Below are 26,835 nucleotides of genomic sequence, written 5' to 3'. Positions count from 1 at the left end.
TCACGAGACGCACCTGCCGAGCGCTCACGTTCCGCAATGCGAATTCGCGCCGTCAGGTGCTCTTTTGCCTGCCCTTGGGCGTGCCTCGTGCGCCCTTCCGCCTGCGAGCAATTGCGATTCTCTATATCCATTACGCCTCCGGCACCTGACCAGTAGCCAAGATCTGCTCGAGTGCGTCCTCGTCCAGCACGGGTACGCCCAGCTGCTCGGCTTTGGTGAGCTTGGAGCCCGCTTTGGGGCCGGCGACCAGATAGCTCGTCTTCTTTGAAACACTGCCCGAAACCTTGGCGCCGAGCACCTTGAGCGCCGCGCCTGCCTCGTCGCGCGTGCGGTTGACGAGCGTGCCGGTGAGCACGAAGGTCAGACCCGCGAGCGGCTGTGCGTCGGCGAGCTCGCCCGCTACGCCGGCATCGGCTGCGGCTTGCGCATGCGCGGCGCCCAGGTCGACCTCGAGCGAAAGGCCCGCTTGGCGCAGACGTTCCAGCACGGCAAGGTTCTCGGGCACGGCCAGGAACTGCTTGACGCTCGCCGCAATCTTGGGACCGATGCCCTCGCACTCGGCGATGTCCTCTTCGCTCGCCAAGATAAGCTTGTCGATCGACAGGAATCGCTCGGCGATGACCTCGCCCACGCTCTTGCCCACGTGGCGGATGCCCAGGGCAAACAGTACGCGACCGAGCGGCTGGCTCTTGGACTTGTTGAGCTCGACGATAATTTTCTCGGCCGTCTTGAGGCCCACCGGAATGGGGTCGCCCTTCTTGACGCCCTTTTTGCTGTTGGAGCTGGCATAGGTGCGCCCCGTGTCCAAGCCGGCGATGTCGTCAACCGTGAGCTGGTAGAAGTCCGCGACATCGTGGATCAGGCCGGCGGCGATCATCTTGTCGACGATCTCGTCGCCCAGGCCGTCGACGTCCATGCAGCCGCGGCTCACCCAGTGGAGCAGGCGCTCCTTGAGCTGCGCGGGGCAGTCGATGGAGACGCAGCGGTAGGCGACCTCGCCGTCCTCGTGGACCACGGGGCTGCCGCACACGGGGCAGACCTCGGGCATCTGCCAGTCGACCGAATCGGCCGGGCGCTTATCGAGCACCGGGCCCACGACCTCGGGGATTACGTCGCCTGCCTTATGCACGATGATGGTGTCGCCCTCGCGCACGTTTTTGCGACGGATCTCGTCGATGTTGTGCAGCGTGGCGCGCGCGATGGTGGAGCCGGCGACCGTCACCGGATCGAACTCGGCGACCGGCGTGAGCACACCGGTGCGGCCCACCTGGATGCGAATTTCGCGCAGGACGGTCTGCTTTTCCTCGGGCGGGAACTTAAAGGCAATGGCCCAGCGCGGCGCGCGGGCGGTAAAGCCCAAGTCGAGCTGCTGCTGAAAGCTGTCGACCTTTACGACAACGCCGTCGATGTCGTAGTCCAGGTCGCCGCGATGTTCGAGCGCCTGGGCACAGAACTCGTGGACCTCGGCGGGCGTGGCGCAACGAGCCACGTTGGGGTTGACGCTAAAACCGGCGCTGCGCAGCCAGTCAAGAAACTCGCGCTGGCTGTGGACATGCAGCGGATCGGTATCGGCGATGGCATAGATAAAGGTGGCAAGATCGCGGCGCGCCGTGACCTTGGGGTCCTTTTGGCGCAGGCTGCCGGCGGCGGCGTTGCGCGGGTTGGCGAAGGGGTCGCGCCCCTCGGCATCGGCCTCTTCATTCAGGCGAACAAAGCTGCCCTTGGGCATATAGACCTCGCCGCGCACCTCAATGGTGCGCTCACGGTCGGCGCCCATGTGAGCGAGCGCCGGCTCGGACAGGTGCATGGGCACATCCTTGATGGTGCGCACGTTGAGCGACACATCCTCGCCCGTGGTGCCATCGCCACGTGTGGCCGCACGTACGAAGGTGCCGTTTTGGTAGGTAAGGGCCACGCCCAGACCGTCGATCTTAAGCTCGCAGGTATAGGTGACGCTGCCGGCACCGAGCGCATCCTCGGCGCGCTGGAGCCACGCGTCGAGTTCGTCCAGATCCATGGCATCGTCCATGGAATACATGCGCGCCATATGCGTGACCGGCGTAAACTGCTCGCTCACGTAGCCGCCCACGCGTTGGGTGTAGCTGTCGGGCGTTACCAGATCGGGGTAGGTCGCCTCAATTTCCTGCAGCTCAACGAGCATTTTGTCAAAGGCGGCGTCCGTGATCTCGGGCGCATCGAGCATGTAGTAGCGATAGGCGTGGTAATCGAGCTCGTGGCGCAGCTCGGCCGCGCGCGCTGCCGCCTGGGCACGGGCGTCGGTCGGTGCGGCGGCTTCCGCGGTCGTGGGCGTTTCGGTATCGATGTCCACGCCGTCACCAAACAGGCTCGATTGCTCCATAGCGGCACTCCTTCGCTCGATTTCAAACGGATACTAGAGTACCACCGGTCACGATAGGGCCGAATAACCCTTTCGAACCGCACCGAATCGGCAGCCACCAGACTGGAGTGGACAGTTAGTTCAGATACGTATAAATCCTAGAGCCGAATCAAGCACGAACACCCCTGTTTCAACTAATTTGGGCTCCTCGAGACCATGTAAACGTCCCACTCTCCCTTCCAAACACCCATTCGAGCCCCATCCCAATCAAAAATTGCTCAAAACGCATCCCAAGCTGCCCCAGATTTATACGTATCTGAACCAACTGTCCAGACCATTACGAACCAGGCCTCTTATCAGCCCCAAGTGATCCGTTTTTCTCCGTCCCCAACGGATCAATAAGAAAAGAGGGGCTGTCCCACGTTGATGGGACAGCCCCTCTGGCATCGGTATGTGCGATACGGCTCGTTAGAAACCCTGACCGTAGCCCTGGCCCTGCTGGCCCAGCAGCTCCTCCAGATACTGGCGCAGCTGCTCGTCGGTAATACCGCCGTTGCCGGTGTCAGTCGCGCTGTCGTCCTGCTGCTGGTTCTGCAGCTCCTCGTCGGAGCCAAGCTCGACGGTGACCTTCTTCTCGTCCTTGCCGCGCATGAGCGTGATCTCGACCTTCTCGCCCACCTCGTGGCTGCGCAGCGCGATGATCAGGCCATCGGCGCTCGTGATCTCGTCGTCGCCCAGCTTGGTAATGACATCGCCCTCTTGGATGCCGGCCTTTGCGGCAGGACCGTCCTCAACGACGCTCGCCACGTACGCGCCGCTATCGGTGCTCAGCTTGTTGGTGCGGGCGTTGAGCGCGTTGACGCTCGAAAGCGTGGCGCCCATGTACGGATGCACCGGCGTCTTGCCGTCGATGAGCTGGTCGGCAATGTTCTTGGCATAGTTGACCGGAATGGCAAAACCCACGCCCGAGCTGGAGCCCGAATAGCTCTCGATGAGCGAGTTGATACCCACGAGCTCGCCATTGTCGTTGACGAGCGCGCCGCCGGAGTTGCCTGGGTTGATGGCGGCATCGGTCTGAATCATGTTGGCGTAGATAGTGTTGCCGCTGGTAGAGCTCATGGCCGTGGAGCGGTAGAGCGCCGAGACGATACCGGTAGAGACAGACTGCTCGTTGCCAAACGGCGAACCGATCGCCATGACCCACTCGCCCACGTTGAGCTTGGAGGAATCGCCGATCTCGATCGGCGTGAGCTTGGAGGCGTCGGCGTCCTTGAGCTTGATGACGGCCAGGTCGCTCGAAGCATCGTTGCCCACGAACTCGGCCTCGTAGGTGGTGCCGTCGTCCATGGTGACCACGTACTGGTCGTAGCCGTCGACCACGTGGTTGTTGGTGAGGATGTGGCCCTCGGTATCGAGCACGACGCCCGAACCGACGCTGCCCGAGCTATCCGACTCATCAGCAGACTGCGAAAGCGAGCCATTCTGGCTGCCGCTCGAAGTGGCGGTGATGGAAACGACGGAGGGCAGGGCCTTGGCAGAAACGGCCTCGGCAAGTGTGGTGTCCTCGGAGTCGATCGTAATCTTTTGCGTCGACGAACCCGAAGCACCCGCCGTCACGGCATTCTTGCCGCCGCCGATATCGAGCGTGCCGCTCATAATGAGCGCAATGACCAGCAGGGCGCCGCATGCGCAGCCGGCGAGCGCTGTAATGAAAATCGGCAGCTTTTTGGTCTTGGTCTTGACCACCGTGTGCTTGTTTACAACCTGTTGGCCGCCCAGCGGCTTGCCGGTCTGTGTGTCGTAAGCCTGCACGTAGGGAATGTTGCTACCGGCAGGCGTCGACTCCACCTGCACGCGCGGCTGCTGCTGGGTCTCGCCGGCGTTGCCCGCATCCTGGGGACGCTGGGAATCGTACTCGCTCATAGCTGCGATCCTTTCGTCAAATAACCAAAGGCCCGCCAAACATGTGGCGGGCCATCATTGTTCACGTTGAGTTGTACCCCAATATGCGGGCGTACGTGTATGAGAACGCAATCTTTTAGGAAGGCTTAAGTTCTGCTGCAGACCCAAAAGGACCCGGCCTGCGTCAAAACCACCACGAAGGTGCCTGTCCCCTTTGTGGTGGAAATCTAGTCCTTAAACAGATAACCCACGCCACGGACGGTGGTGATATGTGCTGCGATCTGCGGGCCCACCTTGGAACGGATGCGTCGAATGTGCACGTCGACGGTGCGCGTGCCGCCGCAGTACTCAAAGCCCCACACGCGGTGCAGCAGCACCTCGCGGCTGTAGGCGCGGTTGGGATGCGTCGCCAAAAAGCTCAGCAGCGAGTACTCCATCAGCGTCAGGTCGATAGGCTCGTTATCGAGCGTCACCTGGTAGGTAGCCAGGTTAATCTCGAGGTTATCGATGTTGAGCACATCGTCGGCGGTGACGGTCTCCTCCTCGCCCATCAGGCGCTGCGCACGAGCCTTGAGTTCGTTGGGCGTCGCCGTGGGGCATACAAAGTCGGCATGCGCATGATTGGGCAGACGCAGGGTGCCAAGGGCCTCGTCGTCGACGATCACCAGCATGGGGACGCCGCCACGATCGTCAAGCCACTTGGCAATCTGATCGATGCGGTCACTGCGGATACCATCGGAATCGAGAATCAGCAGGTCAAAGTCGTGCGCCGCAGTCGGCGAATCGGGGGTGGCCAGGCTCACCTCGACACCCAGGGTGGTCGTCAAGCTGCGGGCAAACTCGTGGAAGCGCGTCGTGCGCGCCATGAACAGGGCACTCTTTTCGGACATATCGGCCTCCAAAAAAATGAGCTCAATCGTACTGGAACAAGCCAGCGCGATTAGGAGTTCGCCAGGTAGTGCTTGATCTCCCACTCGGTGATCGTAGACTCAAACTTATGCCACTCGTCGCGCTTCTTTTTGAGGAAGAAGCTGTGGATATGCTCGCCGAGGGCATCCTTCATAAACTGCGAGTCCTCAAACACGTCGAGCGCCTCTTTGAGCGAGCGCGGCAGCGGCGTGTAGCCGGCCTCGAGCATCTGGCGGTCGGTGAGCTTGAGCGTCTCGGCCGTAGCCTCGGGCGGGAGTTCCAGCTTGCGCTCGATGCCGTCCAGACCAGCCGCCAGCGTGACGGCGTTGACCAGGTACGGATTGGCCATGGGGTCGGGACTGCGCAGCTCGATGCGCGTGGACAGCTGCTTGCCGGGCTTGTAGACCGGGATGCGGACCATGCTCGCGCGGTTGCGCAGGCCCCACGTGGCGTACTGCGGCACGGAGTCGCCGCCCGTGGTGATGCGCTTGTACGAGTTGACCGTGGGGTTAGTGATGGCGCTGATCTCGCGCGCGTGCGCCAAGATGCCGGCCATGTAGTGCTTGGCGATATCGGAGAGATGGTACTTCTCGTCGTCCTCGCCCCAAAAGACGTTGTTGCCGTCGTGGTCGAATAGCGACTGGCACAGGAACATAGCACTGCCGTCCTCGCCTGCCAACGGCTTGGGCATAAAGGAGGCGTGGCAACCGCTCTCGTAGGCCTGCTGCTTAATGATGAGCTTGGCCGTGGTGATGGCATCGGACATGCTCAGGGCCTCGGCGTGGCGCAGGCTCATGCCGTGCTGCGAGCGGCCGGCAGCGTGGAAGGTGTACTCCACGGGCACGGACATCTTCTCGAGCGTGAGAACCGTGTTGCGACGCAGGTCGCGAGCGGCATCGCTCACCGAAAGATCGAAGTAGCCCACGTTGTCGAGCGGCTCGGGGGTGTGCTCGTCGGGGAAGTAATAGTACTCCAGCTCGGCGCCCACGTTGAGCAGGTAGCCAGCCTTCTCGGCCTTGCGGAACATGCGGCGCAGGGCATCGCGCGGGTCGCCGGCGAAGGGCTTGCGGTCGGGGGTGCACACGTCGCAGAACACGCGGGCGACGCCGTTGTGGCTCGGGCGCCACGGCAAAATCTGGAAGGTCGAAGCATCGGGAAACGCCAGCATGTCGGCTTCCTCGGGCGTGGCAAAGCCCTCGATGGCGGAGCCGTCAAAGCCAATACCCTCCTCAAAAGCGACCTCGAGGTCCTCGGGGCTAATGGCAAAGTTCTTGAGGCGGCCGAGAATGTCGACAAACCACAGACGCACAAAGCGGATGTCACGCTGCTCTACGGAGCGGAGTACGTAATCGATGTTCTGCTGGTTCATGTCGCTCCCCTTTCTTTCGGGCGGGTTTCGACTGGTCTATATCGCAGATACTATCGCAGAAAAATGTTTCCGCAGGGTTAAAGCGTATCAAGCGCTCAAAAAACGTGTGCGAACAGGCCGTTGCGAACGAGCGGTTAGCGCGAGGTTGATGCGCGATGTTCGATGTGGCCGGGAATCTCGATGCGTTTGGGCGCCAGCTTTGCGGCCTCGCCCACGGTGGTGGTAACGACGTCGATGCGCTCGGAAAGGCGCTCGACTACGCGCTCGGCAATGGTGAGGGTGTCCTGCGCTGCCGTGGTCACACCGCCAAAGAGCACATGGTTCCAGGGGTAGTCGTCAAACGTCGCGATCTTGAGCCCCGCCGGCAGCGAGGGACCAAGCTGCGCCAGCGCCTCGGTCAGACGCAGGAAAACCAGGCCGTTGACAGCAATGAGGCCGAGCTTTTTGCCTGCATAGCCGCGGATGGTCTCGTCCAAGCGGCCGACGCCCGAGGCGCCACCGTCGGCCAGAGTGACGACCTCACCCGCAAGGCCGCGTCGCGAAAGTTCGTCGGCAAAGGCCTCGGCGCGCTCTCGACGCACGGGGCTATCGTCGCTTGCCTCGGTGAGCAGGCACAGACGCTCGCTGCCCGCAGCTGCCAAGGCGTCTACCAAGCCGGCGACCAGCTCACGGTTGTTAGATGTCACCAGGTCAACACCGCCGTCGGCAACGTCGCGGTCGAGCAGCACGACGGGCAGACGTCCCGCTGCCGCGGCGATCGCCTCGTCATTGCCTCCGCAGGTGTTGACGACCAGGCCGTCCACGCCGGCATCGATAAGTCTGGTGAGCGACTCCGCTTCCTTAGCGGGGTCGTTGCCGCTAATGGCCGTCATGAGCGAGCAGCCGCGCGCCGCGGCGCTGGCGGAAAGGCCCTCGAGCATGGCGCTCGAGAACGGGTTGGCGATGTCAGCCAGAATCACACCGATGAGGTTCGTACGCGAGCTGCGCAGATTGCGCGCGGCGGCACGTGGGCGATAGCCGGTGCGCTCGATAACTGCCGCGATGCGAGCACGGGTCTCCTCGGTCATTTGCCCGGGGCGGTTGTTGAGATAGCGCGAGACCGTGGCCGGGCTCACGCCCGCCTCGGCGGCAATGTCCTTGATTCTCATCTGCGCCATAGCGCACCCCGTTTCCCAATGTCGGCAGTCTGAGCCATTTTAGGCATTTTTTAAAAATCTCGGTTGCAAAACGCTGTAGGTGAGTATACTACAACACGAAACGAAACCGATTTCGTAAACCGATTTCGGCGAGCGTTGGCACGCAGGTGCAAAGACGCACCCTACCGTCTTGGCACCTGCGTGCCAACGCCATATCAAAGGTGTACGCACGAGTAAAAGGAGCTGCGCGACCATGGGTAAAACGGTTCTTACCTTCGGCGAGATCATGATGAGACTCTCACCCAAAGACCACCTGCGTATTGAGCAGGCAACCGAGTTTGACGTCCGCTACGGCGGCGCCGAGGCCAACACTGCGCTTTCCCTGGCCTACCAGGGCGACAAGGCCGCTTACGTCTCCGTTGTCCCGGCCAACCGTCTGGGCGAGTGCGCCCTGCGTTCGCTGAAGGCCTACGGCGTCGACACCACGCGCGTCGTGCGTCAGGGCGACCGCCTTGGCTCCTATGTGTTTGAGGTCGGTGCCTCGCAGCGCGGCAACGGTTGCGTCTACGACCGCAAGTACTCTGCCATCAACATGGCCAAGCGCGACGTCTTTGACTGGGACGAGATCCTCAAGGGCATCGATGTCTTCTATTTCTCCGGCGTGACGCCCGCTGTCTCCGGCGAGATGGCCGCTGCGTGCAAGGACGCCCTCACCGCCTGCCGCGCCAAGGGCATCACCACCGTGTGCGACGTTAACTATCGCGGCAAGATGTGGTCGCCCGAGAAGTCGCAGGCAACCATGAAGGAGCTCCTACCGCTCGTCGACATCTGCATCGCCAACGACGAGGACGCACCCGCCGGCCTCGGCATGACCTGCGTCTCCGGCTCCCTTGCCCATGGCATCGAGGAGCGTGACACCTACGTCGAGATGGCCCGTCAGATTTGCGCCGAGTACGGCTGTAAGAAGGTCGCTTCGGTCGTCCGCAACATCTCCTGCGTCGAACGCTCCATCTGGATGGGCATGCTCTATGACGCCGAGAGCGACGCGCACTGGTTCTCCCCTGCCCACGACGTGCACGTGCTCGAGGGCGTTGCCGCCGGCGACGCTTTCAACGCCGGCCTCGTCCATGCCCTCATCAACGACTTTGACCCGCAGGACGCCGTCAACTACGCGATTGCAGCCTCGATCCTCAAGCTCACCATCAAGGGCGATTCCAACCTGGTGACCGCCGACGAGATCGCCGCTGTGGCCAACGCCGCCGACGGTGGCACCCGCGTCGCGCGCTAGTCCGTCTCCATTCCGCGGGCCGCAGCTTTCCAATCCCATACCCCTGCGGCCCGCTCCCCGATTCCTCCGGCCGGGCAAAACCACCAGTCCCATTCCGGTTTTGCCTGGCATTCCCTACATGACTGGTCGAGCAGCCGGTTTTGGAATTGCTTGAACCCCAAGCAGTGCCTCCGATAACCAATCCAAAATCGGCTCCTGACCAGCACATTTGGCAATCACGCGCCCATGCGCGCCACACATCGAAAGGAACATCATGTTCGATCAGTTCTACACCACGCTTGAGTCCCTGGGCATCGTGCCGGTCGTTGTGCTCGACAAGGTCGAGGACGCCGCTCCGCTCGCCCACGCCCTTATGGCAGCTGGCATGAAGTCCGCCGAGGTCACCTTCCGCACCGCCTGCGCCGCCGAGTGCATCGCCGCTATGGCCGAGGCCGAGCCCGAGATGTGCGTTGGCGCCGGCACTGTCCTGACCGTCGAGCAGGTTGAGCAGGCCCGCGCCGCCGGTGCCAAGTTCATCGTCTCCCCGGGTTACAACGAGGACGTCGTGAAACACTGCATCGACATCGACCTGCCCGTGCTGCCCGGCACCGTGACCCCCTCCGAGGTCACCGCCGCCGAGAACCTGGGCCTCAAGGTCACCAAATTCTTCCCCGCGGCTCAGTATGGCGGCCTCAACACCATCAAGGCCCTCGCTGCTCCGTTTGTCGGCCATCGCTTTATGCCCACCGGCGGCGTGAACACTGCCAACGTCGAGGAGTACCTGAGCTCCTCCGCCATCATCGCCTGCGGTGGCACTTGGATGGTCAAGCCCGCCCTGTTCGCCGACGGCGACTTCTCCAAGGTCGAGCAGATCGCTCGCGAGGCCATGGACGTCGTCAAGAAGGTCCGCGGCTAAGTTTAGCTCTCTATCGTGAAAGGGGGCGTGCCCTAGACCTCGCCCCCTTTCTTTTAAAGCAGCTCGGAAGCGCGCCGTTTCCGTCACGAGCAAGAACCAAAACCGTCTTGTATGCTGATAGAACGTGACGGAAGCGACACGCCCCCGAGCCGCTTTGTCTACTCGGCTGGCAGTCGCACTCAACTAAGACACTTCGACAAAAGCCGAACCATCAAAACAGCTGCGGCACCGTCTGGAGGAATGGACCCTTGCTTCCGGTCTTTTCCTCCAAGCGGCGCCGCAGCGTTTTCGTGCCCCGATGTGCCCCGGCACTTGCGGTGGAATACGGACTGCTTACACCATCAGAGCCGCAAAACAATCCCTATTTCACCGCAACTTATATGGGGATTGATTAGATGAACGAGTCTTTGGACAGCTCAAAATAGTCGGGATGCAAGGCGATAACCGGACCTTGCTCTTCGGGCATCAGGTGCAGGTGTGTCTCTGCCAGATAGCTCGCCGCGTCGGTATCGCCCCTCTTAATGGCCTCGAGAATCCGGCGATGCTGCCGACGAATCGGCTCCCAATCCAAATCCTGCGACACCATACGCAACCAGTTGTATCGCTCAAAATGCGTGTTGATGCTCTTCATCCAATCCCACAACATGTGACGACCGGCAATCTCAAAACATGTCTCATGGAACAGGTTATCCAGGTCAAAGAAACGGCGCGTTTCGCCATGGTCGAGCGACTCGGACTCGGCAAGAATCTGCTCGAGCCGCTGCTTTTGCTCGGGCGAGGCGGCCGAACAGCATTTAATAAGCACGCTTCTCTCGAGCTTCTCGCGCAAAAAGCAGGCGTTTTCGGCGCGTTCCATGCTGATCTTAGAGACGTAGGTGCCGCTTTTGGGACGCGTTTCCACCAGCTCCTGCTCACGCAGGCGCACAAAGGATTCGCGAATGGGCGTGCGCCCGATTCCCGTCTCCTTTTCCAGACCAATCGCCGAAAGACGCGTGCCGGGCCTGAGCTCGGCATAGATGATCTTGGAGCGCAATGCGTTGTACGCCTGGTCTTGCAGGCTCTGATAATGCTGGTGCTGTTCCATAAAGCCCTCGGATAAGTCCTCGGTTAGTCGAATACCACCATGCAATACTATCGCATCCCCCGCCCCCTCATAAGTTGCGGTGGAATAGTTCCTGTTCAAGGCCTTCAGCAGCAAAAACAGGAACTATTCCACCGCAACTACAGCCAACGAGTTGTTGCGATTAGGTGAACGTTCACCTTTTTATTGTTTTTCTCATCGCAAATAAAATCCCGTGCGTATACTTAGGCTCAAACGAAACCGATTTCGTTGAGCGTGGGCAATAGGATGCTAAGACACACCCTACCATCTTGGCATCTTATCGCCCACGCAATGCCATTTGCTTTCTTCCCGTCTCGTTGGACCTTTAGTCCCATTCCGGCACAGCGAGACACTTCCTAGACGACTGACCGTGGGGCCGGCTTTTCTGCTTTTGCAGCAGTGCCTCCGATAACCCTCTTTTGCCGGCCCGGGTCAGCTTTTTCGCACAACCGAAAGGACGGGTAGCAACATGCGACCGCTCATCATCATGCATGGCGAGAACATCGACTGGTGCCATACCGTCATCAGAATGCTGATGTATCTGGTGGGCGTTGCAGTACTGGCACTCGGTATGAGTCTCCAGACGGCATCCGGCCTGGGCGTCGCCGCGCTCACGTGCTTTGCCACAACCCTATCCATGCTCACTGGTAAGACGCTCGGCTTTTGGATCACCGCAACCTACGTCGCCTACATCGTGGCGCAATTAGCCATCTTGCGAAGCGAGTTCCAGCCGCGCATCCTGCTCGAGTTGTTCTTCTCAACGCTGATTGGCGGCTTGACCGACCTCTTCATGGCGGTCAACCCACTGCATCCCACGGCACTCCCCACACAGATTGCGACCATGCTGCTCTCCCTCGCTGTCACCGCATTTGGCGTAAGTCTCGTCGTCAACATGGGCGTTGTCCCCAACGCGCCCGACGGCTTGGTGCAAGTCATTGCCGAAAAGCTTAAACGCCGCTTTGGTGACGTAAAAGTCGTGTTTGACTGCTCACATGTCGCCGCCTCGCTCGCGTTGTCGCTGATCTTTATGTACAACCTGGGCGGCTTTGGCGTCACGACCGCCATCTCGGCACTGTTCCTGGGCCATGTCATCAACGTCGCCAACAAGCTGTTCGCCCAGCGCTTTGTGCGCGCGGCATTCGGGAAATAGCACCACCGTAAGAACCCGCAAACAGCGCTATACGTTGCTATATCTCACTATACTTTGCTATATCTTGCTATACTTTGCTATATCTTGCTATATCTTGAGCAAAGGTGGCTCACATGCAAACAAACCCTTTTAAGCCCACAGCAGGTAAAACACCCCCCACGATTATCGGCCGCGAAGATGTACTCGAAGAATTCAATGAAGGCCTCGTCAACGGGCCTGGTGCCCCGGGGCGCCTAATGCGCATAGCCGGCGTCCGTGGAACAGGCAAGACGGTCCTCCTTGACGAGTGCTCACGTTTGGCGCAAAGCCGTGGCTGGACGGTCATAAAAGAGGTCGCAACCGAGGGACTTTGCCAGCGCATTCTCGAACAGCTGCAGCCCAAATTCCAGGCCAAACACGCCAGATTTGAGCCCACCGTAGCTGGCATATCCATCGGCAGCATAGACATTGAGCGAATCGGTCCATCGCTACGCGACGCCATGAGACAGACAATATCCAAGAATGAAAATGGCCTGCTCATCACTCTCGACGAGGTTCAAGACGCAGAGCTCGATGAGGTCCGAACGCTCTCCATTGCGATTCAGCAGGTTATCGGCGAAGACCTTGATATCGCCTTTGTTTTTGCGGGGCTGCCTTCGATGATTGAAAGCATCATCAACGGAAAGACACTTACGTTTTTGCGCCGTGCCCTCCCCTTTGACCTGAAGGCTGTGGCAGTGACCGAAGTGTCGTACTCCCTCGAGGAAACCATTGAAGCGTCTGGCATGGAGTTGCAGCCAGGTATTGCCGGCCAACTTGCCGAGGCAACGCAAGGTTATCCTTTCATGATCCAACTCGTTGGATACTACGCATGGCAGTTGGCAAGACGCGCACATACACCGATTATTGGAGAAGAAGAAGCCGAGCGCGGCATTGCAACGGCACGCGAACGCTTCTGCGCCATGGTGATTGAGCCCGCGCTGCAGCGCATTCCGCCCACGTGCATCGCTTATCTGCTGAGCATGGCGTCTTTGGGGCAGACGAGCTCGACCAGCATGGTTGCCGATGCCCTAAACAAAACGCCTCAACAGGTGAGCTCCGTCCGCAGCCGCCTGTTAAGAGAATCGATTATCGAGGCTCCTTCGTACGGCAAGGTCTCATTTGCCATCCCCTACATGCGCGACTACCTCTGCGAACACAAAGCCGAACTGGAAGTTGAACTGTAGAAACGACAACTGCCCTGCAAGACGAAAACCGTTTTCGTGCGGATTTATAGCAGACGCAAACGGTTTACGTCTTGATTTGCGTCCGGAATTAAGACGTAAATTGCGCTTTCGTACGCTTATTACCAGACGCAAATTGTTTTCGTCCGGCCATGCGTCCCCAATCTAGACGAAAAGAGCCCCGAGCTCGTATTGAACTGCATCCCAATTCTTGGACGGGCGCCGATGCCCTGATCTCTGCCATGTCGAGGAGCGAGATCAAATCCTTGGCGCGCTCGCCGGAGTGGTATGCCTTGTTCGGCGCCACCTTCCTGTAGAGCTTCTTGAGCTTCGTCTTCCCCTTGTTGCCCGGCGGCATCTCCGTCTCAGGTGGCAGCCCTAGGAAGGACAGGACGCCGGGCAGGTCGCACAGCATCACGTCCTCGATGTCGGCCTTGGCCGCCAGGTCGATGACTCTCTGCGCTGTCGGCGAGATGTTCGGGGTGCTGCTACCGCCCGCTGGTTCGGAAGCTGGCGGGCAGTAGCGGGCAGTAGCGGCAGTAGCGGTGTGGCTCGATAGGCCCGAATATCCGTAAGGAAGGTGCTCGCTCTCATATGTGCTGATATGCCTCGCCTCGCGAACCTTGGGATGCTTCCTGAGGTAATCCCTCAATTCGAGCCACTCTTTATGCTCATAACGCTTCGAAATCGTTTCCCCGTCGACAGTTTCCTTCACATAATGGTATGTTCGAACGCCTTCGAACTTGCCGAACCCGTTCTCGACGCTGAAGTTTCTGAACCAGCGCGAAAACCCATTCAGGTCCATGAAGTTGACTTGGGGATGCCTGTCTTTCGTTCGTTCGAATGAGTGGACGAGCGGAGTGCCTTTGACTTGTTCCAGGCCGAAGGCTTCCATTTCGCGGGCCTGCTCCTTTTTCCAGAATTCGAGATACGACGTCAGCGTCTCGCTTATCGAGATCCTCCGCACGCTTTTCTTGCTTTTGGGCGAGCGAACGCTTCGATCGGCCGCGAACTGCTGCTCAATGAGGATGCTTCTGTTCTCGACGGAGACATCGGACCACGTCATCCCGAGGGCTTCTGCCCTTCTCATGTCGGTGTCGAGCATGAGCATCACGCATGTGATGTGCGCGTCCGGTTCTCGATTGAGTAGGATGTCGGGTAGGCGAGCGGCGTGATGGTTCCTTCGCGGTTGTCGTGGAACTTTTTTGCGTACGAGCCGACGGTGTCCCTCGATTTTTGGACGTAGGTGCCGCTGTTGAGTTCTGCCTTGTAGGCTTCGAGTGCGGCGTCGACCTCTCGGCTTTTGGTGGTATGTATGGTCTGCCACGGCGAATAGCGGTATTTGCCCGTGACCGGATCCTTGCCGAGGCTGTGACGGTAGCGCCACGTGTATTTGTCGCGGCGTTGCTTCGTTCCTTTGCCTATGACGAGAGGTCGGTCGTTCATCGTGTTCCTTGCCTGAAGTGCCTGAGAATCGCGCTCGGTTGCGCGGAATGGCGCAAAGGGCTGGGGCGGGTGGGCATTACCCTTGGTGGTGGGCCCTGCGTGGGGTCACACCCCAAGGGTAATGCTCCGCCTGACCGCTTTCAAGCTCGTTGTGGGTCGAATTTGGGTCGAATTATTCCGCGTACTTTTCTTTCGTAAATCTATGAAAACATCAAATGACCTGGAGTTATATTGACTTCAATTTGGGTCGAAATGTCTGAATGAAACAACGTCGTAGCGACCTCATAACCCAAAGGTCGGTGGTTCAAATCCGCCCCCCGCGACCATGAAACTTCAGGTCGGAAGCATAAAAGCTCCCGACCTTTTTCTTTGTCTAGGGGTTTCGGCATCTCTCGTTCTTTGGGTACCTCGAGGCGGGCAATCAGATAGGTGCTTACGAGTATCATAGGGTCTTTTTACGTCGCGGTCGTGTCTCGTACTGGTGCGCCGCTCTTTGTGGGACGTGTCACTTTGCCATAGGTTGTCCGGCGGCGGGGCGCAGGTCGTTCCCCGTGGCGTCGCTCCTTTCGACGCTACGCTGCCTGGCTACTCGTTCCACTGGTGCTTTTTCATGTCGACGCAGCCGTTGTCTCGGAAGGCGACTCCTTCCTCCGTCAGTAGTGCTCGCTGGTCGGGGAAGTTTGGCGCGAGGCGTCCCGCGTGGTTGACGACGCGGTGGCAGGGATAATCGCCGTAGCGATCCGCCTCGCTCAGCACCGCTCCGACCAGGCGAGAGTTTTTCTCCCTGCCGATGAGGCGCGCTATCTGACCGTACGAGGCGACGCCTCCCGCCGGAATCTCTGCCACGACGGAGAGAATCTCATAAACCAAATCTTCGTCCAGGACTTTTCCCATCGTATCGCTCCCGTGTTCGCTTTTGCCTTCGGGGGCGCGGCGCCGATCACCCGTGCTGCGATTTTCGCAGCTCCCCTTACCGAAGCATCGAGGGAAAGCGCGTGCGTGTCAAGGCTGTCTGGTCCAGTTGCTGGCTCGATGCCTCGAGATGTTCGCCTCAAGTGCGACCTGCCCCTATTGGAAAAGGATGCCGAAGATGTATTTGGTGATGGCGGAGCGGCGGATGACCCCCACGAGTTTGCCCTCGTCATCAACCACAGGAAGCTTCTTGAACTTCTTCTTCGCCAGCAGCGCGGCGACGCGGGCGATGCTCTGCTCGGGACGGGCACACACTACCTGGCGCGTCGCGAAATCCATGACGCAGCGATCCTTCAGGTCTTCGATGCGCTGCTCAAGGCTCTGATCGTCGAAGTACAGCATGGACGCGTCGCCGCCCGTGAAGATGGTGTGAGCGCGATGCTGCGCGATGGCTCCCATGACATCGCCGTCGGAGATGAACCCGACCACCTGGTTGCGCTCATCGATTACGGGCATGCTGCTCACCTCGTTTTCGGCGAGCATGCGCACCACGTCGGAAATCGTGCAATCCTGCGTGCAGGTGAACGGCTCTTCAATCATGATGCTCGAAACGGGCGTCCCCTCGAGCTCGAGCGGGATGCGCTCGGACAGAATCTCGGACATCGCTTATGCCTCCTTCGTTTTCGGTGCGGTTTTCTTGGTGCGCACGCTGAATATGGCGCAGATAAGGGAAACGAGGCCGATTGCCGCGCACACCTTGTAAGCGACGCCCGCGCCCACGGCGGTGGCTACTTGGATGCTCGCATCGACGCCGGCCGACGCGGTGACGCTTGTCATGACCGTGATGATGAGCGCCGTGCACAAACCGCCGGCGACCTGGCGGCCGGTGTTCGCGATGGCGTTGCCGTGGGCAATCATGTCATTTTTCAAGGCATTGACACCCCATGTGTTCACCGGCATGTTCGCGAGCGACTGGCCGGCGGACTGCAGCATGCAGAACAGCGCAACCACCAAGATGGGCGTGTTTACCGTCGAAAGCGAGAGCAGGAACAGGGCGCCGGTCATGAGGGCCAGGCCGACGATCGAGATGGCACGCGGACCGAACTTGTCGAACACCACGCCGGAGATAGGGCTGATGATGATGCCCACCGCCGCGGCGGGAAGCATGGCCATGCCGGTTTCGAAGGCCGAAGCGCCAAGCGAGGTTTGCAGCAGCAACGGCAACAGCGTGTTGGTGACCAGGCATGCGGCGTTGATGAGCGTGACGATGATGGCGGCCACGCGGAACTCGCGCGTCTTGAGCGTGCCCAGTTGAAGCAGCGGGTCCTCGATTTTGCCCTGGCGTACGACGAACAGCACCAAGCACACGACACCCGCGACGATCGAGCCGAGCACCACGGGGTTGCCCCAACCCATCGACGAGGCGCTCGAGAACCCGTAGAGAAGTCCGCCGAAGGCGATGGTGGAGAGGACGACCGAGGGCAGGTCGAGCTTGGGGTTCTTCAGCTCGCCCACGTTTTTCAGCATGAACACGCCCAGCACCAGCACGAGAATTGCGAGGGGGACGATGGCGCCGATCATGGTGCGCCAGCCGTACGTGTCGATCACCGCACCGCCTACGACGGGGCCGACCGCGGGACCCGCCGACATGACGATGCCCGCCATGCCCATAGCCGTTCCTCGTTTCTCGACGGGGAACACCAGCATGGGAACCACCGAGACAAGCGGCATGAGCACGCCTGAGCCCGCCGCTTGCAACACGCGACCGATGATGAGGAACAGGAAATCAGGGGCTGCGGCGCACAGCAGCGTGCCCAGCGCGAACACCAGCGTCGCCCCGAAGAATAGCGCGCGGGTGCTGAACTTGTCGATAAGGAACGCCGAAACGGGGACCATGATGCCGCTCACCAGCGGGTATATGGACATGATCCACTGGGCAGTCGAGGCATCGATGGCGAAATCGGACATGATGACCGGCAGCGCAGGCGACATCACCGTTTGGTTCAGTAGCGCCAAGAAGGCACCCAGGACGACGACCGCGACGATGCGGATCTGGGTACCGGTAATGCGCCCATTGGCGGGCGCGACCGTACAATTATCAGACATAAGCTTCCTTCGTATCTATTCGATTCTTCGCCGAAGGCGCGCCGGCCCACGGGCGAAATAACATGCACGTGCTATGCGTGCATCAGATACGACAGGAAGAAAGCGGCTGCTCAGAGCGCATTTGGGGAACAACAGGAGAGGCCCCGTATACCAGGGGCCGCCGAATTGCGATGTATGCTTTGGTCAAATCCTTCATAGCGGGGAGGTATTCTAGCAGCCGTCTTCGCCCCTTTCAAGGGATGTAACCCAGACGTTGATTTTCTTCACCGAGGCGCCATCGTTGACGGGTGGCGTGCTTCTCTATCGCCACACCGCGGGGCGAGGGAACGCCGCGGCGAGCTTGTACATCGGCTATGTGTGCAGCTGCGAGCGTGTCGCCGGCGCGCGCTGGGCGCCAGTCCGATCCGGCCGACTCTTGCCGACGGTCGGTCGCCGTCCTCCTCCATCTCCGCCTGCTCTGTTTTTGCTCGGCTCCCTTGTCGTATCATGGACGGACGAGAATTGAGCGAAGGCGGTACGTATGAACATCCAGATATTCGGCACGAAGAAAAGCTTCGATACTAAGAAGGCGCAGCGCTATTTCAAGGAACGTCGTGTGAAGTTCCAGTTCATCGACTTGAAGGAAAAGGGGATGAGCAAAGGCGAGCTCGAAAGCGTGGCGCGCGCCGTCGGCGGGATCGACGCTGTGATCGATCCAAAGGCGAAAGATGCCGACACGGTTGCGCTCGTACAGTATCTTGCTGCCGACCAGAAGTTCGAAAAGGTGCTCGATAACCAGCAGATTCTTCGTGAGCCCATCGTTCGCAACGGCCGCCAGGCAACCGTTGGCTACGAGCCTGACGTGTGGAGGGGCTGGGAATAAAGCGGCTGGGAATAAAGTGAAGCGCCCACGCCCGTGGTTTTATCCACGGACGCGGGCGCTTGCGTAAGACGTCTCTTGTCGTTTGAGTGGAGCGCCCCGGCGGCGCTGAACAACGCGCCCCGGTGACGTGGCTGAACTCGGGGCTCTTTGTGCCGCACATCTATGAGAGGGAATCGATGCGCACGGACGCTACTCCATGTAGCCACCCTGGATGGCGGAAACTGCATGTTCGGTAAAGAACTTGAGCGTGCCGGAGGTGTAACGATTAGCCTTGGGCTTCCAAGCGGCGCGACGCTCGGCCAGGACGGCGTCGACCTCGGCCGGCTCCATCTCCTTGCCGGCGATGCCCACGATGGACAGCGAGCGCTCGGGGATGTTGATCCGGATAAGGTCGCCCTCCTCGATCAGGGCAATCGGGCCGCCCACGGCAGCCTCGGGCGAAACGTGTCCGATAGCCGGGCCCTTGGAGGCGCCGGAGAAGCGGCCGTCAGTGATCAGGGCAATGCTCGCGCCCAGCTCGGGGTCGCTGGCGATAGCCTCGGTGGTGTAGAACATCTCGGGCATGCCGGAGCCCTTGGGACCCTCATAGCGAATGATGACGGCGTCACCGGGCTTGACCTCGTGCGTCAGGACGGCGTGGATGGCGTCCTCCTCGCAATCGAACGGACGGGCCTTAAGCGTGGCCTGGAACATCTCGCGCGGAACAACCGTGTGCTTGACGACGGCGCCCTCGGGGGCAAGGTTGCCGTGAAGGATGGCAATAGAGCCGTCGGTACCAAAAGCCTGGTCAAACGGACGGATGATGTCCTCGCGCTTGAGGTTCCACTTCTCCAGGTAGCGGCCGCACTTCTCGTAGTAACCGTTGTTCTTAAGGTCCTCGAGGTTTTCGCCGAGAGTCTTGCCGGTGACGGTCATGACATCGAGGTGAAGCATCGACTTGATCTCCTCCATGATGCGCGGCACGCCACCTGCATAGTAGAAGAACTGCGCCGGCCACTCACCTGCGGGACGGACGTTAAGCAGGTAGTGGGCACCACGGTGCAGGCGATCGAAGTCGTCGGCGAACATCTCGATGCCAAACTCGCGGGCAATCGCGGGGATATGCAGCAGCGAGTTGGTGGAGCCCGAAATGGCGCCATGGACCATGATGAGGTTCTCGAAGGACTCCTTGGTCACGATGTCACGCGGACTCAGGTTGTGCTCGGAGAGCCACACGGACTGACGGCCGGCCTCGCGCGCAAACTCACGCAGGTCGGAGCTGGTGGCGGGCAGCAGGGCTGTGCCGGGGAGCATAAGGCCCAGGGCCTCGGCGGTAACCTGCATGGTCGACGCGGTGCCCATAAACGAGCAGGCGCCGCAGCTGGGGCAGGCGTTGTGCTTGGCAAACTCAAGCTCCTCGCGGGAGATCTCGCCGCGCTCGTAGCGGGCAGAAATCGCGCCGAGCTGCTCCAGGGTCAACAGATCGGGACCGGCATCCATGACACCGCCGGTAACGACGATGGAGGGAATGTTGATGCGGCCCATGGCCATAAGGTTCGCAGGCAGGCCCTTATCGCAGCTGGCGACAAAGACGCCGGCGTCGAACGGGGTGGCCTTGGCATGGATCTCGATCATGTTGGCGATCATGTCGCGGCTGGGCAGCGAGTAGTTAATGCCGTCGTGTCCCTGGGCCTCGCCGTCGCAGATATCGGTGCAGAAGTAACGGGCACCGTGACCGCCAGCCTCGGCAACGCCGGCACGGACCTCCTCGACCAGCTCAAACAGGCCGGCAGAACCCGGGTGCGAGTCGCCAAACGTCGACTCGATAATGACCTGCGGCTTGTCCAGGTCCTCGATGGACCAGCCAGAGCCCAGGCGCAGCGGGTCCATCTCGGGGCTGATGGTGCGAAACTTGCCGGAACGCGGCTGCAGCTTGGCAACCAGGTCGGCTGCCTCCTGCTGAATCTGTACCTTGGTCTTCTCGTCCATGATGCTCTCCTCTTTTGATTTGAACGGTTGTACCAATCGTTGGTTAATGAATCAGGTGTAAATGGGTACCGAGCGATGCACTCGGCGGAAGATGCTTAGCTACGCGAACTAGGCGAAGAACGAAATCACCAGGGCGCAGGCAAGACCCGAAAGGCCGATGAGCGTCTCCATAACGGTCCAGGACTTGAGGGTGGTCTTCTCGTCAATCTCCAGGAACGAGGAGCACATCCAAAAACCGGCATCGTTGACGTGCGAGAGGGCCGTGGCACCGCCGCAGATAGCAAGACAGATAGCGGCGCGCATGAGCACTGAGGCTCCGGCAACCGCGGGCATGGCGGCCATAATGCCCGATGCCATGGTCATAGCGACGATGGAGCTGCCAACAGAGGCGCGCACCATGACGGCAATCAAAAAGGCAACGACCACCAAAGGCAGCGGTGAGGCCTCGAGCATAGGGCCGATAACCTGGCCCAAGCCGCAGTCTTGCAGCATCCAGCGAATGACGCCGCCGCAAGCGATAACCAGCAAGATCATGCCGACGGGCTTAAGAGAGCGGTCGAGCAAGGCCTTGAGCTCGGCGCCGGAGTAGCCGCGCCGCGCGCCCAGCAGATACATCGCGACGAGTGTGGCGAGCGTCAAAGCGACGAACGGCTTGCCCAGGAAGGCAAGAATCGAGGCGAGTTCGGCGGGCATGGGGATATAAGAGGACAACGTGCCCAGCAAAATCAGACAAAGCGGCGTGAGCACGATGGCGAGCACCATGCCAAAGGAGGGAAGCTCCTTTTCGTCGCTCGCACCCTCGGCGGAAGTGAAATGCTCGGGAACGTCCGTAAAGATGCGGCCGCCCACGTTGCGGCCCCAGATGACGCCGGCAATCGCCATGGCGATGAAGGCGGTGGGGATACCGACGAGAATCATGGTGCCCAGGTCGACACCGAGCGTGCCGGCGACCAAAACCGACCCGGCCGATGGCGGCACAAACGCATAGCCAGCGGCAAGTCCCGCGAGCAGCGCGATGCCGTAGTAGAGCGTCGACTTCTTGGTCTGCGATGCCACGCTAAACGCAAGCGGGATCAAAACGACCACGCCGGCCTCAAAGAACACCGTGGTGCCGATGACCAGACCGGTAATGCCCAGCGCCCAGCTGGAGTGACCCTGCCCAAAGGTATCGATAAAGGTCTGGGCAATCTTCTTGGCGCCGCCGCTCTCTTCAAGAATCTGACCAAACATCGAGCCCAGGCCAATGAGCAGGGCGATGTTTTGCAGCGTGGTGCCCACGCCCTTGGTGACAGTGTCCGCCACCAGGTCGAGCGGCATACCGGCGCCGATGCCGATCGCGAGCGCCGAGACCATCATCGAAAGCACGGGATGCAGCTTGAACTTAATGATGAGCGCAAGCAGCAGCGCAATGCCCACGATGGCGGCGATGACCAGCCTGGTGGGGTCGGCCATAAACGTTGGGTCTGACATCTTTCCTCCAATTCATCAGACCTTTTGAATTCGCCTTAGACTATAGCGTGTTTTCAATAGGTCTGATGTTTAAAAGGGAAACTTTTTTCAAAATACATCTGATGTATTTCCTGAACGATCTGTTTTTGACGGTAAACGGCTACTTACAGCTCTCCGTTGTCGGAGCGAACCGCCGCGGCTTCTGTTGAATGAGTTAGAATAGCTCTGATGAATTCTTTTGATATGAGGTGAAGCGTGGCACGAGCCGATTCGGGACTCCCCGAGCAGATTTCCGAGAAAATCATTCAATTGATCTTGGATGAGCATCTTGAGCAAGGCGATCGCCTGCCCAAGGAGGCCGTGCTCGTCGAGCGCCTGGGCGCCGGCAGGAGCACGGTGCGCGAGGCCATGAAGCTGCTGCAGTCGCGCAACATCGTGCGCATTAAGCAGGGCTCGGGCACCTATGTGGCCTCAAACCCCGGCGTTGCCGACGACCCGCTGGGCTTTACCTTTATCGATGACAAGCAGCGTCTGGCGCGCGACCTACTCGAGGTGCGCTTTATGATCGAGCCGCAGATTGCACGCATGGCAGCCGAGCACGCAACCAACGACCAGGTCGTCTGTATCAAAGAGCTCTGCGACGAATCCGAGCGCCTGGCCGAGGCCGGTGAGGATTACTCCGCCGCCGACACCGCGTTCCACAATGCCATTGCCGAGAGCTCCGGAAACCTCGTCGTTCCCCGCCTGATGGGCGTGCTCAAGGCGTCGGTTCCCCTGTTTATTGACGTGACCGGCAAAAAGCTGGTTGAGGAGACCATCCGCACCCACCGTGGCGTGGCCGACGCCATCGCCGCGCGCAACCCCACCGCAGCGCATGATGCGATGTATTTGCATCTGGTGTACAACCGCAACATGATTGCAGAGGGCGCGCAGGCAAAAAGCGAGTAGAGGTCCGCACGGCAGGGACTTTTCTGCCGCTCACCTTTTAAAAGTGAACGTTCACCTGATTTTAGGAAATAAAGGGTGCCTGTTACGCGGCTTCTCCTATACTGAGCTTGTATTAAAAGCAAGATAAATATAGATGAACGTTTCTTTTGAAAGGATCGCTATGTCTGATCTTATGGACAGCTTCCGTCTGGACGGCAAGGTCGCACTGGTAACCGGCGCCACCTATGGCATTGGCATGGCTATCGCCGAGGCGCTCGGAGAGGCTGGCGCCAAGATCGCCTTTAACGCACGTCACGCCGACAAGGTCGCCGAGGCCGAGAAGCACTACCGCGAGCTGGGCTTTGAGGCTCATGGTTACGTGGCAGACGTCACCGACGAGGCCGTCGTCGCCGAGCTCATCGCCAAGATTGAGGCCGACTTTGGCACCACGCCCGATATCCTGGTCAACAACGCTGGCGTCATCCAGCGCACCCCGATGCTCGACATGAGCGCCGAGGACTTCCGCCGCGTCGTCGATATTGACCTCAACGCACCGTTTATCGTGTCCAAGGCCTGCCTGCCCGGCATGATCGCCAAGGGCCACGGCAAGATCATCAACATCTGCTCGATGATGAGCGAGCTGGGCCGCGAGACCATCGCCGGCTATGCCGCCGCCAAGGGCGGACTCAAGATGCTCACCAAGAACATCTGCTCCGAATTTGGCGAGGCCAACATCCAGTGCAACGGCATTGGGCCCGGCTACATCGCCACGCCGCAGACCGCGCCGCTGCGCGAGACGCAGCCCGACGGCAGCCGTCACCCGTTTGACCAGTTCATCATTGCCAAGACGCCGGCCGCCCGCTGGGGCACGCCCGAGGATCTGAAGGGCCCCGCCGTGTTCTTGGCTTCCGACGCGTCGAACTTCGTCAACGGCCACATCCTCTATGTCGACGGCGGAATCCTCGCATACATTGGAAAGCAGCCTCAATAAGCGTCGCCGCAACTGCCCATATCAGGTTTCATCCACTCGTTTTTCATTTGAGTTGCGGTGAGATAAGGATTGGTTTTGGCTTCTATCAGGCAAAACAGTCCGTATTTCACCGCAAGTTAGAAATAGAAAGGTAATTCGCAATGAAGATCGCTCTGATCAATGAGAACTCTCAGAACTCCAAGAACCCTATGATCGAGGCTGCCCTTAAGAAGGTTGTCGAGCCCATGGGCCACACCGTCTTTAACTATGGCATGTATGCCGACGCCGACTCCAAACCCCTCACCTATGTGCAGAACGGCATCCTGGCCGCCGTGCTGCTCAACTCCGGCGCTGCCGACTACGTCGTGACCGGCTGTGGCACCGGCGAGGGCGCCATGCTCGCCTGCAACTCCTTCCCCGGCGTGCTGTGCGGCCATGTTGCCGACCCGCTCGATGCCTACACCTTTGCCCAGGTCAACGACGGTAACGCTGTCGCCATGCCCTTCGCCCTCAAGAACGGCTGGGGCCAGGAGCTCAACCTTGAGTACACCTTCGAGAAGCTCTTTGGCTTTGGTTCGGGCAACGGCTACCCCGCCGAGCGTGTTGAGCCCGAGCAGCGTAACAAGAAGATCCTCGACGGCGTGCGCGCTGTGACCATGCGTCCGCTCGTCGACGTCCTGGGCGAGATCGATCAGGACCTGGTGAAGGGCGCACTTGCCGGCGAGCACTTCCAGGAGTACTTCTTTGCCAACGCCACCGACGAGGCCATCATCGCCAAGGTCAAGGAGATCCTGGGGCTCTAATCGCACGACTCATTGCAGCTAACGCAAGCGGCGGCCGTCCCACGCACGGGACGGCCGCCGCTTTTTGTTATCTATCGACCGGTGCCGCGGGGTCAGCCCCATGCACCAAAGGGTTGACTAGAGCTCGCAGGCAACCTTGTAGCCATCGCCGATGGCGTCGCGGATGTTGCCGCACTTGTTGGCGTCACCCAACACGTGGGTGGCAACACCGGCAGCGGCAAGGTCGTCGGCCAACTTGGTATTGGGACGATAGCCCATGGCAAGTACCAGCGTATCGGCATCGGCGATGGTGTGAATCTCGCCATCCTTCTCGTAGCTGATGGCATCCTCGGTAATCTCGGTCACCTTGGCCTCGGTCAGCACGTGAACGCCCTTGGAGAGCATGCGCGTGATGAGCACCGCGCGACCGGCGCCGCCCTCGTTGGCGGCGAGCGTCTTGGTCATCTCGATGACGGTGACGTCGCGATTGGCCGGCGAGAGGTCATTGACCAACGGGGCCAGGTAGTCGGCCGTCTCGCAACCGACGGTGCCGCCGCCCACGATGACAATCTTCTTGCCCGGGAAAGCCTTGCCGCCCAACAGGTCGTCAGCCGTCATGACCTGCTTAAATCCCTGCATGAAGGCCGGGGCGATGGGCTCGGCGCCATAGGCCAGGACGACCTCGTAGCCGGCGTAGTCACGCTGAATGTCCTCGGCAGTAAGCTCGGTGCCAAATACGCACTTCACGCCGACCTCGGCCAGGCGACGGTACTGATACTTGATCACGCGGGTGAGTTCCTGCTTTGCCGGCGGAACGGCCGCGATGCGCATCTCGCCACCCGGCTCGTCCTGCTTATCCACGAGCACTACGTTGTGGCCGCGCTTGGCAGCAATGTAGGCTGCCTCCATGCCCGCAGGACCAGCGCCCACAACCAGCACGTTCTTAGCCTCGGCGGCAGGCTCGTAGCCGGCCTCGTCGCGCTCAACATCGGGATTGACGGTGCAGGAGATGCGCTTGCCAAACATAATGCCGTTCAGGCAGCGCAGGCAGCCGATGCAGGGGCGGATGTCGTCGGCGTTGCCGGCAGCGGCCTTATTGCAGAACTCGGCATCGCACAGATTGGCGCGGCCCATCATGCAGATGTCGGCAGCGCCGTCCTCGATCAGCTCCTCGGCGATCCAGGCCTCGTTGATGCGGCCGACGGTGGCGACAGGAATGTTGACGTGCTTTTTGATCTCGCGCGAGCAGGCAGCGTGCGAGGCCTGCTGGGTACCGGCGGCAGGAATCGCGGAACCGCGCTTGATGGTGGTGCCGCCCGACACATGAATCATGTCGACGCCGGCCTTCTCCAGGCGACGCGAGACGTAGATCATGTCGTTGAGGGTCAGACCGCCATCGGTGTATTCATCGCCCGAGATGCGGACGTCGATGATAAAGTCCTTGCCGCAGCGCTCGCGAATCTCGGCGATGACCTCGAGCAAAAAGCGCATGCGGGCGTCGAGCGAGCCGCCGTACTCATCGGTACGCTTGTTATAGAGCGGGGTCAAGAAACCGCCGAGCATGCCGTGGGCGTGCGCCGCATGGACCTCGACGCCATCGACACCGGCCTTCTGCATGCGCACGGCAGCGTCACCGAACTGATGCGTGAGCTCGTGGATCTCATCCACCGTGATAGGACGCGGTGCCTCGCGGGCATAGGACGGTCCCACGAAGGACGGAGCGATCAGGCGCGGCGTGCCCGGAATGTTAAAGGCCATGTAGGCGGGGTGGAAGAGCTGCGGCATGATCTTGCAGCCATACTCGTGGACGGCCGCGGCGAGCTTTTCCCAGCCAGGGATAAACGTGTCGTCGTAGCAGCACATGTCACCCGGCAGATAGGTATAGGTAGGCTCGACCGTCACGACCTCGGTGATGATGAGGCCCACGCCGCCCTTGGCGCGGGCACGGTAATGATCGACCAAGTCGTCGGTCACATAGCCATGATCGGCCAGGTTGGTGGACACCGGCGGCATAAAGACGCGGTTCTTGACCTCGGTCGTACCGACCTTGATCGGGCTAAAGAGCATCGGATAGGCGGAGGACTCCATACAGGGTTCCTTTCATTTGAGCCGCTCGGCGGCA

Annotated in this window: 22 protein-coding genes; 8 read left to right on the top strand and 14 right to left on the bottom strand. The window is 60.4% G+C overall.

Going from position 1 to position 26,835, the window contains the following annotated elements; translation table 11 throughout:
- Window positions 1–130: 130 nt before the first annotated feature.
- The 5 genes from ligA to AAAV44_RS02090 all read right to left on the bottom strand — a co-directional run bounded on the left by ligA (window position 131) and on the right by AAAV44_RS02090 (window position 7,675).
- Window positions 131–2,359 carry an NAD-dependent DNA ligase LigA gene (gene ligA / locus AAAV44_RS02110; protein ID WP_349114326.1) on the bottom strand — a complete coding sequence of 743 codons (2,229 nt, stop codon included), beginning with the start codon at window positions 2,357–2,359 and terminating at the stop codon, window positions 131–133.
- A gap of 447 nt (window positions 2,360–2,806) precedes the next feature.
- On the bottom strand, window positions 2,807–4,261 hold the full coding sequence (locus AAAV44_RS02105; RefSeq protein WP_349114325.1) for a trypsin-like peptidase domain-containing protein: 1,455 nt from the start codon (window positions 4,259–4,261) through the stop codon (window positions 2,807–2,809).
- 206 nt (window positions 4,262–4,467) lie between these two features.
- Window positions 4,468–5,130 carry a response regulator transcription factor gene (locus AAAV44_RS02100; RefSeq protein WP_006234733.1) on the bottom strand — a complete coding sequence of 221 codons (663 nt, stop codon included), beginning with the start codon at window positions 5,128–5,130 and terminating at the stop codon, window positions 4,468–4,470.
- Window positions 5,131–5,180: 50 nt separating this feature from the next.
- Complete coding sequence (locus AAAV44_RS02095) at window positions 5,181–6,518, bottom strand: glutamine synthetase family protein (protein ID WP_117745685.1); 1,338 nt, start codon at window positions 6,516–6,518, stop codon at window positions 5,181–5,183.
- A 134-nt stretch (window positions 6,519–6,652) separates the two neighbouring features.
- Window positions 6,653–7,675: a LacI family DNA-binding transcriptional regulator gene (locus tag AAAV44_RS02090; protein ID WP_349114324.1), complete on the bottom strand. Its 1,023-nt coding sequence runs from the start codon at window positions 7,673–7,675 to the stop codon at window positions 6,653–6,655.
- Window positions 7,676–7,907: 232 nt separating this feature from the next.
- Between AAAV44_RS02090 and AAAV44_RS02085 the strand changes: the two genes are divergently transcribed.
- A complete protein-coding gene (locus tag AAAV44_RS02085; RefSeq protein ID WP_349114322.1) occupies window positions 7,908–8,942 on the top strand; it encodes a sugar kinase in 1,035 nt (344 codons plus the stop codon).
- A 253-nt stretch (window positions 8,943–9,195) separates the two neighbouring features.
- Window positions 9,196–9,837, top strand: coding sequence for a bifunctional 4-hydroxy-2-oxoglutarate aldolase/2-dehydro-3-deoxy-phosphogluconate aldolase (gene eda, locus AAAV44_RS02080; protein WP_117757442.1), 642 nt, complete (start codon window positions 9,196–9,198; stop codon window positions 9,835–9,837).
- 391 nt (window positions 9,838–10,228) lie between these two features.
- Here eda and AAAV44_RS02075 read toward each other — a convergent pair whose 3' ends face one another.
- The gene (locus tag AAAV44_RS02075; RefSeq protein ID WP_349114320.1) at window positions 10,229–10,921 is read right to left on the bottom strand and encodes a GntR family transcriptional regulator; all 693 of its coding nucleotides are present in this window, start codon (window positions 10,919–10,921) and stop codon (window positions 10,229–10,231) included.
- Window positions 10,922–11,408: 487 nt separating this feature from the next.
- Here AAAV44_RS02075 and AAAV44_RS02070 point away from each other — a divergent pair, with 487 nt between their 5' ends.
- Window positions 11,409–12,089 (top strand): DUF6198 family protein, encoded by a 681-nt coding sequence (locus tag AAAV44_RS02070; RefSeq protein ID WP_117770066.1) that lies wholly within the window; start codon window positions 11,409–11,411, stop codon window positions 12,087–12,089.
- 113 nt (window positions 12,090–12,202) lie between these two features.
- The gene (locus AAAV44_RS02065) at window positions 12,203–13,294 is read left to right on the top strand and encodes an ATP-binding protein (protein WP_349114318.1); all 1,092 of its coding nucleotides are present in this window, start codon (window positions 12,203–12,205) and stop codon (window positions 13,292–13,294) included.
- A gap of 88 nt (window positions 13,295–13,382) precedes the next feature.
- Here AAAV44_RS02065 and AAAV44_RS02060 read toward each other — a convergent pair whose 3' ends face one another.
- The 5 genes from AAAV44_RS02060 to AAAV44_RS02040 all read right to left on the bottom strand — a co-directional run bounded on the left by AAAV44_RS02060 (window position 13,383) and on the right by AAAV44_RS02040 (window position 17,755).
- Window positions 13,383–14,396, bottom strand: a complete 1,014-nt coding sequence (locus AAAV44_RS02060) for a hypothetical protein (protein ID WP_349114316.1) — start codon at window positions 14,394–14,396, stop codon at window positions 13,383–13,385.
- 5 nt (window positions 14,397–14,401) lie between these two features.
- The gene (locus AAAV44_RS02055) at window positions 14,402–14,737 is read right to left on the bottom strand and encodes a hypothetical protein (protein WP_349114314.1); all 336 of its coding nucleotides are present in this window, start codon (window positions 14,735–14,737) and stop codon (window positions 14,402–14,404) included.
- A 585-nt stretch (window positions 14,738–15,322) separates the two neighbouring features.
- Entirely contained in the window at window positions 15,323–15,631 is a 309-nt protein-coding gene (locus AAAV44_RS02050; RefSeq protein ID WP_349114312.1) for an MGMT family protein, read from the bottom strand.
- A 174-nt stretch (window positions 15,632–15,805) separates the two neighbouring features.
- Window positions 15,806–16,312: a CBS domain-containing protein gene (locus AAAV44_RS02045; RefSeq protein ID WP_006234745.1), complete on the bottom strand. Its 507-nt coding sequence runs from the start codon at window positions 16,310–16,312 to the stop codon at window positions 15,806–15,808.
- A gap of 3 nt (window positions 16,313–16,315) precedes the next feature.
- Complete coding sequence (locus AAAV44_RS02040) at window positions 16,316–17,755, bottom strand: MDR family MFS transporter (RefSeq protein WP_035136865.1); 1,440 nt, start codon at window positions 17,753–17,755, stop codon at window positions 16,316–16,318.
- 520 nt (window positions 17,756–18,275) lie between these two features.
- Here AAAV44_RS02040 and AAAV44_RS02035 point away from each other — a divergent pair.
- Complete coding sequence (locus tag AAAV44_RS02035; RefSeq protein WP_349114310.1) at window positions 18,276–18,617, top strand: ArsC/Spx/MgsR family protein; 342 nt, start codon at window positions 18,276–18,278, stop codon at window positions 18,615–18,617.
- Between the two features lie 189 nt (window positions 18,618–18,806).
- On the opposite strand, the gene ilvD is transcribed toward AAAV44_RS02035, so the two are convergent.
- Window positions 18,807–20,585: a dihydroxy-acid dehydratase gene (gene ilvD, locus AAAV44_RS02030; RefSeq protein ID WP_349114308.1), complete on the bottom strand. Its 1,779-nt coding sequence runs from the start codon at window positions 20,583–20,585 to the stop codon at window positions 18,807–18,809.
- Window positions 20,586–20,693: 108 nt separating this feature from the next.
- On the bottom strand, window positions 20,694–22,055 hold the full coding sequence (locus AAAV44_RS02025; RefSeq protein WP_349109715.1) for a gluconate:H+ symporter: 1,362 nt from the start codon (window positions 22,053–22,055) through the stop codon (window positions 20,694–20,696).
- A 234-nt stretch (window positions 22,056–22,289) separates the two neighbouring features.
- Between AAAV44_RS02025 and AAAV44_RS02020 the strand changes: the two genes are divergently transcribed.
- From AAAV44_RS02020 to AAAV44_RS02010, 3 genes are all read left to right on the top strand, one after another.
- Window positions 22,290–22,982 (top strand): FadR/GntR family transcriptional regulator, encoded by a 693-nt coding sequence (locus AAAV44_RS02020; RefSeq protein ID WP_349091151.1) that lies wholly within the window; start codon window positions 22,290–22,292, stop codon window positions 22,980–22,982.
- A 160-nt stretch (window positions 22,983–23,142) separates the two neighbouring features.
- Window positions 23,143–23,952 carry a gluconate 5-dehydrogenase gene (locus AAAV44_RS02015; RefSeq protein WP_138114095.1) on the top strand — a complete coding sequence of 270 codons (810 nt, stop codon included), beginning with the start codon at window positions 23,143–23,145 and terminating at the stop codon, window positions 23,950–23,952.
- A 140-nt stretch (window positions 23,953–24,092) separates the two neighbouring features.
- On the top strand, window positions 24,093–24,734 hold the full coding sequence (locus tag AAAV44_RS02010; protein WP_055309683.1) for an RpiB/LacA/LacB family sugar-phosphate isomerase: 642 nt from the start codon (window positions 24,093–24,095) through the stop codon (window positions 24,732–24,734).
- Between the two features lie 117 nt (window positions 24,735–24,851).
- Here the strand turns inward: AAAV44_RS02010 and AAAV44_RS02005 are convergent, their stop codons facing one another.
- Window positions 24,852–26,801: an NAD(P)/FAD-dependent oxidoreductase gene (locus tag AAAV44_RS02005; protein ID WP_349114305.1), complete on the bottom strand. Its 1,950-nt coding sequence runs from the start codon at window positions 26,799–26,801 to the stop codon at window positions 24,852–24,854.
- Window positions 26,802–26,835: the final 34 nt, after the last annotated feature.

The organism is Collinsella sp. CLA-AP-H1 (assembly GCF_040092945.1).
Classification (GTDB): Bacteria; Actinomycetota; Coriobacteriia; order Coriobacteriales; family Coriobacteriaceae; genus Collinsella.
Note: the sequence above shows the minus strand (reverse complement) of the source record. Positions and strands in the feature narration are given on the sequence as shown.